This is a genomic window from Saccharothrix stipae, assembly GCF_054781895.1.
Genome location: NZ_BAAGTN010000009.1, coordinates 564029 through 574967 on the forward strand (window position 1 = coordinate 564029; position 10939 = coordinate 574967).

Annotated in this window: 6 protein-coding genes; 3 read left to right on the forward strand and 3 right to left on the reverse strand. The window is 71.6% G+C overall.

All coding sequences use genetic code 11. From position 1 onward, the window contains the following. Positions 1-98 precede the first annotated feature (98 nt). Positions 99-1814 (forward strand): NAD+ synthase, encoded by a 1716-nt coding sequence (locus ACYVLT_RS25815; protein WP_461122775.1) that lies wholly within the window; start codon positions 99-101, stop codon positions 1812-1814. A 6-nt stretch (positions 1815-1820) separates the two neighbouring features. On the opposite strand, the gene ACYVLT_RS25820 is transcribed toward ACYVLT_RS25815, so the two are convergent. From ACYVLT_RS25820 to ACYVLT_RS25830, 3 genes are all read right to left on the reverse strand, one after another. Next, complete coding sequence (locus tag ACYVLT_RS25820) at positions 1821-2333, reverse strand: HdeD family acid-resistance protein (protein WP_461122776.1); 513 nt, start codon at positions 2331-2333, stop codon at positions 1821-1823. 285 nt (positions 2334-2618) lie between these two features. Further along, positions 2619-4154: an MFS transporter gene (locus ACYVLT_RS25825; protein WP_461122777.1), complete on the reverse strand. Its 1536-nt coding sequence runs from the start codon at positions 4152-4154 to the stop codon at positions 2619-2621. Continuing rightward, complete coding sequence (locus tag ACYVLT_RS25830; protein ID WP_461122778.1) at positions 4151-4804, reverse strand: LppX_LprAFG lipoprotein; 654 nt, start codon at positions 4802-4804, stop codon at positions 4151-4153. Before ACYVLT_RS25830 ends, ACYVLT_RS25825 begins: the two co-directional genes overlap by 4 nt. 151 nt (positions 4805-4955) lie before the next feature. Between ACYVLT_RS25830 and ACYVLT_RS25835 the strand changes: the two genes are divergently transcribed. Both ACYVLT_RS25835 and ACYVLT_RS25840 read left to right on the forward strand, forming a co-directional pair. After that, positions 4956-6299 carry a glutamine synthetase family protein gene (locus ACYVLT_RS25835; protein ID WP_461122779.1) on the forward strand — a complete coding sequence of 448 codons (1344 nt, stop codon included), beginning with the start codon at positions 4956-4958 and terminating at the stop codon, positions 6297-6299. A gap of 59 nt (positions 6300-6358) precedes the next feature. Then, a complete protein-coding gene (locus ACYVLT_RS25840) occupies positions 6359-10567 on the forward strand; it encodes an FkbM family methyltransferase (RefSeq protein ID WP_461122780.1) in 4209 nt (1402 codons plus the stop codon). Positions 10568-10939: the final 372 nt, after the last annotated feature.

Genomic DNA, 10939 nt, shown 5'->3' on the forward strand with positions numbered 1-10939 from the left:
CATCCGACTGCGCACAACCTCGATCGTAGGTGCGACCCGGCGTGACTCGTGGGCCACAACGGCCGCCAAGGTTGCGCCGGGTGAGCGAGAATGCCTCCATGCCACAGCTCCGACTCGCCCTCGCCCAGGTCAACGCCTGTGTCGGCGACCTGGCCGGCAACACCGAACTCGTCGTCGAGTGGTCCCGCAAGGCCGTGGAGGCGGGCGCCCACCTCGCGGTCTTCCCCGAGATGGCGCTGACCGGCTACCCGGTCGAGGACCTGGCGCTGCGCCTGTCGTTCGCCGAGGCGTCCCGAGAAGCCCTGACCGGGCTCGCGACCAGGCTGGACGACGAGGGGTGCGGCGAGCTGGCGGTGTTCGTCGGCTACCTCGACCGCGACGGGCACGGCATGCGCAACGCCGCCGCCGTGCTGCACCGGGGCGGGGTGGTGGCCCGGCAGAACAAGCACCACCTGCCGAACTACGGCGTGTTCGACGAACGCCGCTACTTCACGCCCGGCGACACGCTGGACGTCGTGCGGGTGCACGGCGTCGAGGTCGGCATGGTGATCTGCGAGGACCTCTGGCAGGACGGCGGGCCGATCGCCGCCCTGGGCGAGGCGGGCGTCGACCTGGTGGTCTCGCCGAACGCCTCGCCGTACGAGCGCAAGAAGGACGACGCCCGGCTGCCGCTGGTGGCGCGTCGCGCGGTCGAGGCGGGTGCGCCGCTGGCGTACGTGAACCTGATCGGCGGGCAGGACGAGCTGGTGTTCGACGGCGACACGATGGTGGTCGCCGCGGACGGCACGCTGATCACCCGGGCACCGCAGTTCGTGGAGCACCTGGTCGTGCTGGACCTGGACCTGCCCGGTGGTGCGCCGCGCACCGAGGGGAGTTACGGCGGGTTTGTGGTCCACCGCCGATCCTTGACCCATGACCCGCTCCCGGCCTACGACCCGCTGCCCGTGCCGCAGCCCGCCGAGCCGCTGTCCGACGAGGCGGAGGTGTGGCACGCGCTCGTCACCGGCCTGCGCGACTACGTCCACAAGAACGGCTTCCGCTCGGTCGTCCTGGGGCTGTCGGGCGGTATCGACTCGGCCGTGGTGGCCGCGCTGTCGGTGGACGCCCTCGGCGCCGACCACGTGTACGGCGTGTCCATGCCGTCGGTGTACTCGTCGGACCACTCGAAGTCCGACGCCTACGACCTCGCCCAGCGCACCGGCTGCCACTACTCGGAGCAGCCGATCGCGGACATGGTCGGCGTGTTCGTCGACCAGCTCGGGCTGACCGGGCTGGCCGAGGAGAACGTCCAGGCGCGGTGCCGCGGCGTCACGTTGATGGGGCTGTCGAACCAGCACGGCCACCTGGTGCTGGCCACCGGCAACAAGACCGAGCTGGCGGTGGGCTACTCGACCATCTACGGCGACGCGGTCGGCGGGTTCGCGCCGATCAAGGACGTGCTCAAGACCCTGGTGTGGGACTTGGCGCGGTGGCGCAACGCGCAGGCCGAGAAGCTGGGCGAGCTGCCGCCGATCCCGGAGAACTCGATCAGCAAGCCGCCGTCGGCCGAGCTGCGTCCCGGCCAGGTCGACACCGACTCGCTGCCGGACTACGAGCTGCTCGACTCGGTGCTGGACGACTACGTGGAGGGCGACAAGGGCTACCGCGACCTGATCGCGATGGGCTTCACGCACGAGCTGGTCGACAAGGTGCTGCGCATGGTCGACAAGGCCGAGTACAAGCGCCGCCAGTACCCGCCGGGCACCAAGATCACGTTCAAGGCGTTCGGCCGCGATCGCAGGCTGCCGATCACCAGCGGCTGGCGCGAGGGCTGACCCTTCTCAGGCGGTGGCGGTCGTCCCGGTGGGCGCGGCCGCCCTCGTCTTCCTCGGGGTGCGGTGCGCGCCGACCGCACCCGCGATGGTCATCGCCCCGAAGACGATCAGCACGATGGCCAGCAGCCAGACCAGCGCGAGCAGGCTCCCCACGGGCCAGACGAGCACCACGATCCCGCCGATCGCGGTGACCGCCCCGGAGAGCACCGACCACCCGCTCTTGCCGAACCCGTGGAAGATCTCGGCCACCCCGCCGACGACCCAGGTCGCGCCGAGCAGGAGCGCCAGCACCGTGATGGTCTGGAAGGGCGCGCGCAGGCACAGGATGCCGGCGACCAGCGCCAGCAACCCGGCCACCGCCAGCAGCCACCGCTGTCGCCCCATGGCGTCCGCGGTGAACGAGCCGACCAGCCAGAAGACGCCGGTGATCAGCATCTGCACGCCGAACAGCACGGCCGCGGTGAGCAGCGTGAGGCCCGGCCAGAGCAGCACGGCCAGCCCGATCGCCAGGGTGATCACCCCGAAGGTGATCCACAGTGCTCGACCTTCACCCGCCGGTGGCGCGGTTCCTGCGCCTTGACCAGCGCCGCGCGCCCCCTGGCCAGCGCCGCCCGCGCCCTGACCAGCGGGGTTCGCGCCCTGACCAGCGGTGTTCGCATCGGGATCCGTCATGCCGCCATGGTCCGTCCGTCCACGGACCCCCGCAGCCGCCACCACCGCACTCCCACCTTTCGGGTGACCCCGACCGGTACCTGGTGACCCACCGCGCCGACGCGTCTCCTCGGCGCCTTCGCCGGTCGCCCCTTACCGGTCGGCGCCAGGCAGCAGCAACGACACCACCGCGCCCACCGCGCAGATCACCGCCGTGATCCAGAAGATCTCGTGGTACTCGGTCAGCAACGCCGCCGTCAGCGCCTCCCGGTAGGCCTCCGCCTTCGCGGCGAACTCTTCCGGCGACATCCCGAACGGCAGCGGCGTGTCCAGGTCCGCCGTCAGCTCCCGGAACCGGTGCAGCCCCCAGGCCGACAACCCGGCCACCCCGACCAGCATCCCGGTCATCCGCGCCACCACCACCGCGGCCGAGGCGACACCGTGCTGCCCGGCCGGCACGACCCGCAGCACCGCCGCCGACACCGGCGCGATCACCAACCCCAACCCGAACCCGGCCACCGCCAGGTCCCGACCCACCACGAACGACGACACCGAAGCCGGCCACTGCGCGATCAACACGTAGGCACCGGCGGCGACCACCAGTCCCACGAACGAGACCCACCGATCACCCAACCGGGTCCGCGCCGCCAACCACCCACCGACCAGCGCACCCACCGGCAACGCGATCAGGAACCGCGCCAACATCCCCGCCGCCGCGGCCGAGTCACGCCCCAGCACGGTCTGCGCGAACAGCTCCACGTCCACCAACGTCACCATCAACGCCGCACCGGCCGCCAACGACACGCCCAGCGACGCCAGGAACGGCCGCATCACCACCCCGGCCGGGTCCAGCAGCCGCACCGACGACCGCCGCTCCCACAGCACGAACCCGACGAACACCACCCCGGACGCACCCAACGCCGGCCACCCCCACGGCGGCAGCACCGACCGCGACGGATCGGGGTTGTAGAGCGCGACGACCAGCGCCGCCAGCGCCAACGCCAACAGCCCGCCACCGACGAAGTCGATCCGCACCGACGACCGGACCGACCGCGGCACGGTCAGATGCACGACCACCATCGCGACCGCGGCCAGCGGCAGGTTCACCCAGAACACCCACCGCCAGCTCTGCGGCTCCACCGACTCGAAGAACGACCAGGCGTTGAACAACGACGCCAACCCCACGCCGTACAACGTGCCCAGCACGCTGCCCAACTCCTGGGCCGCGCCCACCACGCCCAACGCCGACGCACGCCGTTGCGCCGCCCACAGGTCCGCGACCAGCGCCATCGTCACCGGCAGCAACGCACCGCCGGCCAGGCCCTGCACCACCCGCCCGGCCACCAGCAGCGGCAGGTCGCCCGCCAGCGCCGTCACCGCCGAGCCGACCGCGAACCCGAGCAGGCACAGGTGCAGCACCAACCGCCGCCCGAACCGGTCCGACAGCTGCCCGAGCAAGGGCATCCCGGCGACGTACCCGAGCAGGTACCCGGTCACCACGGGCGTCGCGCGCTCCAGGTGGTTCACCGGGATGCCCAGGTCGCGCACCATGTCCACGAGCACGCCGACGACCACGTACGCGTCCAGCGCACCCAGCAGCACCGCCGCCGCGCCGGCCCCGATCGCCAGCCGCCGCGCCTTCACCGAACCGGGGCCCAACCCGAGCCCGGACCCGCCGACCACGCTCACGCCGGCGGCGAAACGGTGACGGGCTTGTTGAAGTCGGACAGCTCGATCGTCACCTTCGCCCCGCTCGGCAGCGTGAACAGAGCCTTCTGCAGCCGCTCGTCCTTCAGCGAGAACTCCGACGCCACGTCGGCGTCGATGCCCGGCACCAGCCCGGCGACCACGTCACGCGGCACGGTCGCCGTCACCACCGACACGCCGTCGTCGCTGGAGACCGTCTTGGCGTCGCGGGCGTCGGCCAGCACGCGCGCCACGCCCTTGTCCGGGTCCAGGATCGCGGTCGGGTCGTACACCTGGCCCGCCAGCGCCGCCGGCAGCTTGGTGAACCCGCCCGTCGGTCCCTTGAAGTAGAGGTCCTGCCCGGCCAGCACGTACTCGACCTCGATCAGCTGGCCGAACTGCTCGACCTTCGCCCGGCCCTGCGACTCGCCCGCGGCGTTCAGGTCGCCCTCGGCGTCCTTCACGGTCACGCCGGGCAGCTCGCCGTCGACCTTGATCGTGAAGTGGGTGCTGGTCACCGACTTCATCCCCGCGGCCGCCTTGGCCAGCAGGTCCGGCCCGTCGGGCAGGGACGACCCGGCGCCACCGGAGGACGTGCAACCCGCCACGAGGGCGAGCACGAGCGACCCGATCAGGGCGCGACGAGGGAGCATGGGGTGAATCGTAGAACCCGCCGTTCCCCGGCAACGCGAAACGTCACGGCAAGTCCGTGACCTGCGCAATCACCTCCGGGCGGCAAACGGCGCAGTGCGTTCGGCCGAGTCGGCAACGCGCGGTTCACCGTCCTTACCTAGGCTTCGGGTCATGAACCGCCAGCAGGAGTTCGTGCTCCGCACCCTCGAGGAACGCGACATCCGGTTCGTCCGGCTCTGGTTCACCGACGTCCTGGGCTTCCTCAAGTCGGTCGCCATCGCGCCCGCCGAGCTCGAAGGCGCCTTCAGCGAGGGCATCGGCTTCGACGGCTCCGCCATCGAGGGCTTCGCCCGCGTGTACGAGTCGGACATGGTCGCCAAGCCGGACCCGTCGACGTTCCAGGTGCTGCCCTGGCAGACCCCGGACAAGAGCCACTACTCGGCGCGGATGTTCTGCGACATCGCCATGCCCGACGGCTCGCCGTCCTGGGCGGACCCGAGGCACGTGCTGCGCCGCACCCTGGCCAAGGCCAGCGAGGCGGGCTTCACCTGCTACGTGCACCCCGAGATGGAGTTCTTCCTGCTCAAGGGCCTGCCCGACGACGGGAGCGAGCCCATCCCGGCGGACAACGGCGGTTTCTTCGACCAGACCAGCCACGAGACCGCGACCCACTTCCGCCGCCACGCCATCGAGGCGCTGGAGGCGATGGGCATCTCGGTCGAGTTCAGCCACCACGAGGGCGCGCCCGGCCAGCAGGAGATCGACCTCCGCTACGCCGACGCCCTGACCATGGCCGACAACGTGATGACGTTCCGGTACGTGGTCAAGGAAGTGGCGATCACCCAGGGCGTGCGGGCCTCGTTCATGCCGAAGCCGTTCACCGACCAGCCCGGCAGCGGCATGCACACCCACGTGAGCCTGTTCGAGGGCGACCGCAACGCGTTCTACGACGCCGAGGACCCCTACCAGCTGTCCGACACCGGCAAGATGTTCGTCGCGGGCCTGTTGAAGCACGCCCGTGAGATCTCCGGCGTGACCAACCAGTGGGTGAACTCCTACAAGCGCCTGATCGTCGGCGGCGAGGCGCCGACGGCGGTGTGCTGGGGTCACGCGAACCGGTCCGCGCTGGTGCGCGTGCCGATGTACTCGCCGGGCAAGTCGTCGTCGCGCCGGGTCGAGATCCGCTCGCTGGACTCCGCGTGCAACCCGTACCTGGCGTACGCGGTGATCCTCGCGGCCGGTCTCAAGGGCATCGAGAAGGGCTACGAGCTGCCGCCGCCCGCCGAGGACGACGTGTGGTCGTTGACCGACCGGGAACGGCGTGCCGCCGGGTACGACAACCTGCCGCAGAACCTGGGCGAGGCGTTGACCGAGATGGAGAACTCCGAACTGCTCCCCGAAGCGCTGGGGGAGCACGTGTACGACTTCTTCCTGCGCAACAAGCGGGCCGAGTGGGACGGCTACCGCCGCAGCGTGACGCCGTACGAGCTGCGCAACCTGTTGCCGGTCCTGTGAAGGACACACCCGTGCGGGTGGTCCACACCGGGCGCTCGGAGAAGCTAGGTTTGCAGACCGTGACCGAGGTGCCCGCGCGTTCGGAATCCCGTCCCACGTTCATCGCCTGCACGGTGGCCACCGCCGCCGAACTGCCGGCGGTGAAGGTGCTGTCGAGCTCGTTCCTGGCCAACCACCCGCAGGCCAGGTTCCTGGCGCTGGTGGTCGACGCCCAGCCGGAGAACTCCGGTCCCGGCCTGGTGACCCCCGCCGACCTGGGGATGAGCCAGGACGAGCTGGCCGAGCTGGCGACCGGCTGCACCGCCGCGCAGCTGTGCGGCCTGCTGCGGCCCAAGCTGCTCGAACAGCTGCTCGGCCAACGCGTGCCGGTGCTGTACCTGGACCCGTGGGTGCAGATCCTCAACCCGTTGACGGACCTGGTCGAGGCCGCCGTCGAACGCGGGCCGCTGGTGCTGCTGCCGCGCGCGCTGCGGCCGTTGCCGGACGACGGCCTGCGCCCCACGCCGACCGAGCTGCTGGAGAAGGGCGTCTTCGACCCGGGGTTCCTGCTGGTCGCGCCCGGTGCCGAGCCGTTCCTGCGGTCCCTGGGCGAGCAGCTGCGCCGGACGCCGGACGCCACCAAGGCCGTGCTCGACACCGCGCCGGCGCTGGTGAACCTGCACGTGCTGCGTGATGCCACGGTCGGTCTGTCGGTGTGGAACGCCGCCCACCGCGACCTGCACCGACGGCCGGACGGGACGTTGACGACCATCGGCGAGCCGGTGCGCAGCGTCCACTTCGCGGGCTTCGACCCCCACCGCCCCTGGCTGCTGTCCTCGGAGTTCGCCGACCGCCCCCGCGTGCTGCTGTCGGAGTACCCGGAGTTGGCGGACCTGTGCACGAGGTACCGGGCGGACCTGGTGCGCAAGGGGCACACGCCGCAGCGGGTGCGCTACGGCTTCGGCCAGCTCCCCGACGGCACCCGGATCCCGGACGAGCTGCGCGCGGACTACCGCGAAGCCACCCGAACCCACCCCGGCTCCGCCTTCAGCCCAGAAGGCTGGACCACCACCGATCCCACCGAGCCGACTTCCCTGGCTTCTCCGCCCGACAGCCGGCCCGCCACCACCCCGCCCGCGCCCACCCCCACGGCGGTCTTGCCGAACGGCACCGAGCCCGCCACCGACCCGGCCACCTCGGCGGTTGCGGTGAATGGCACCGATCGGATCAACGGCCAGCCGCCCGCGACCGATCCCGCCGCTGCCTCGATCCCGGTGAACGGTGTCGAGCCCTCGGCAGACCCGACCGACGCCTCGCCGTCCGCCGATCCCGCCGCCACGGCGATCCCGCTGAACGGTGTCGAGCCCACCGCAGGCGCGACCGGCGCCTCGCTGTCCGGTGATCCCGCCGCCACGGCGGTTCCGGTGAACGGTGTCGAGCCCACGGCAGGTGCGGCCGATGCCTCGCCGTCCGCCGATGCTGCCGCCACGACGGTTGCGGTGAACGGCGCCGTGCCCGCCGACAGCCGGACCGCCGAGCCGCCCGCCGCTGAGCCGCCCGTCGTTGTCGAGGCGCGGCCGGAGGTCTCTGACCTGCCTGAACCGGCCGCCGCCGCCGAGCGCGCCGAACCCACTCCCCGCCCGCAACCCCGGGCACCCCGCACCACCCCACCCCCCGCCTTCGGTCCCGACGGCGGAGCGGGGTTCGTCGGTTGGGCCAGTGAGCCCGCGCCCGACCTGCCCGGCAGCACCCGCTGGGCCGCCGCACTCTGGCGTTCCGACGAGGCGCTCCGCACCCAGTTCCCCGACCCCTTCGGCGCGGACGGCGCGGCTTTCCGCGATTGGTGCGCGGGCGTCGGCGTGGCGGCCGGCCGGTTGCCGGTCGCCGCCGTACCCCGCACCCGCGCCGAAGCACCCGTCCTGCACGACCAGCTGGGCGTCTCCGTCCTCGGCACCGGCCCGATCGCCGAACTGGTCCGCGCCGCCGCACGAGCGTCCGGCCTGCCGACGTCCACCACCGCCGGCTACCCGGTCGTCATCCGCGTCGGCACCACCGAACGCGTCCCCGACAGCCGTTTTGTGGTCGACTACCTCCTCGACGACGACCGGCCGACCGACGCCAACGAGCTCTGGGTCCCCTCCGACACGACCCGCGCCACCCTCGAACACCCAGGCGGCCCGACCGTCCGCGTCCTCCCGCTCCCGGTCCCGGAAGCCGCCGCCCACGACCGCGACCACCGCGAAGGCCTGACCTTCGGCGCCCTCGCCGACCACGCCGTCGACCGCGCGGGCAACGTGCTGGGCGCGGTCTCCGCGTTCCTCTCCGCCTTCCCCGACCGCAACGACGTGACGCTGCGCATCGAGGTCACCCACGCGGACGCCCACCCCGAGGCCGCCGAAAGGCTGCGCCTGGCCACCGCCGCCGACCCGCGCATCGAGCTGGTCGACACCCTCGGCGCCGTCGACTGCCTCGTCCACCTGCACCGCAGCGGCGCGTGCGACCGGATCGCGCACACCCTCGCCACGCACGCAGCGGCCGCCACGCCGATCCTCACTTCCGACCACGGCGCGGTCGCCGAGCTGTTCGACAAGTCCGCGGTGATCTTCGTGCCGTGCCGCCAGGGCGCGGAACCCGACGTGCAGGCCGCCGTCAAGCTCCTGCGGGCCCTCGCCGACGACCTGGCCACCGCCGTCGCGATCGGCATCAAGGGCCGCGACCACGTCCGCGCCACCCGTGACGTCGCCAAGGTCGGCGAACTCCTCCGCGAACGCGTCGAGCACGCCTACCGCGGCTGGCGCGCCCGCCGGGCCAAGCCCGCGCCGACCGTCGACCCGCTCAAGGCGCTGCACTCGGCGAAGCATGCCCTGCTGCGCCAACCCGACGTCGGCACGGCCAGCCGCACGCCCATGGCGCCGCAGCTGCGCAAGGTCGTGCTGCGCGTGCTCGACCACTACGACAACCACATGCGCGACGTGCTCAGCTCCCTGGTCGACGGGGTCGAGCGCACCGTCTCCGAGCTGGTCCGCCGCCAGGACGACATCAACACCGGTGTCGGCCTCGGCGAGTTGGAGGTGCTGCGCGCCGAGCTGGAACAGCACGCCGAGCACCAGGGCCACCTCGCCGACCAGCTCGTCGGCGTCGACGACGGTGTCGTCCGGGTCCGCGCGGACATGGCGGGCCAGGGGCGGCGGCTTCGCGAGATCGAGGACGCCGTCGTCGCCGAGGCCGGCAAGCGGGCCAAGCAGGGCGACGCCCTGGCCCAGCGGATCGACAAGCTCGCCGTCGCCCTCGAACGCACCCTCGACCGGATCGACTCGCTGGAGTCCAAGGTCGTGGACGTGCTGCGGGACCGCGACACCAAGCTCGACGCCGGCCTGCGCGCGGCCAACCAGGCCCAGCAGACCGCCGACGCCCTGCGCCGCGTCGTGGTCCGCGAGCACGAACGCCACGGCGACGCCGTGCCACGCAGCTCGCTGGTGCTGACCGACGTCGGCCTGCTGCGCCTGCCGTCCGACGACGCGTTCATGCTCCCGATGCTGTCCAGCAACGGGGTGTGGGAGACCGAGCTGTCGGAGCTGATCGACTCGGTGGTCGAGCCGGACGGCATCTTCCTCGACGTCGGCGCGTACGTCGGGTACCAGACCGTGCGCATGCTCAGCCGGTTCGGCACGGGCGGCGCGGTGGTCGCGGTCGAGCCGTGCCCGTCCGCGCGTGCCCTGCTGCGGCACAACGTCGACGTCAACCTGCCCGAACGGGTCGCCCAGCAGCTCGTCCTGGTCGACGCCGCCGCGTGGGAGAGCACCGGTGAGCTGGCCAGCCTGCCGTCCTTGACCGGCGGGGTGTCGGTGGCGCCGTTGCCGGAGGACGCCGGGGACGACGTCGCCCGCGTGCGCGCGACCAGGCTCGACAAGGAGCTGGAGGCCGTGCCGACGTTGCAGGGTCGCAAGCTTTCCGTCGTTCGGGTGGACGCGCCCGGTCGTGGTCACCGCGCGTTGGCCGGACTGGTGCGCCTGCTGCGCCGGGATCGCCCGCACGTGTTCCTGGAGTTCTCCGCCTCGGCGACGGAGGGTTTCGGCGACGATCCGGTCACGGTCTTGAAGGAGTTCCGCATCTGGGGCTACGACCTGGTGCCGGTGGCGACCCGCGAGCCGGCCGCGCCGGAGCAGATCGTGGCCGCGATGCAGGGGATGCGGACCATCTCGCTGTGGCTGCGACCGCGTCCCGTGCAGCCGAAGGGCCCCGGTCCGCAGGTCGCCGTTCCGGTTCGCACCGCTCCCGCAGGCCGCTGACCAGGGGATTTGACATCGACGAAGGTCATGAGTAACTTTTACCGAGTCGCCAGCAAGAACCTCGGAACGAGCGGTTGACACCGCGAATCGGGCCGGGTAGACTATTGCGGCGTCAAGCTCCCAGAAACGAATAAGCAGCACAGCGTGCTGCCTCCGCTCTGGAATCAGAACAAAAATGAATGCAAGGCGAGTTCGTCGCGGAGCCGAGAAGCCGAAACCGGCCGATTTGACACCGCGAAAACGAACGAGCTAAGCTTCAACCAGAACGAAACACAAAGCCCCGGAATGAACCGCGGTAAGACGCGGGACAAGATGGTGAGCGCGTGTTCTTTGAGAACTCAACAGCGTGCCGAATAGCCAGTAAATTTATGA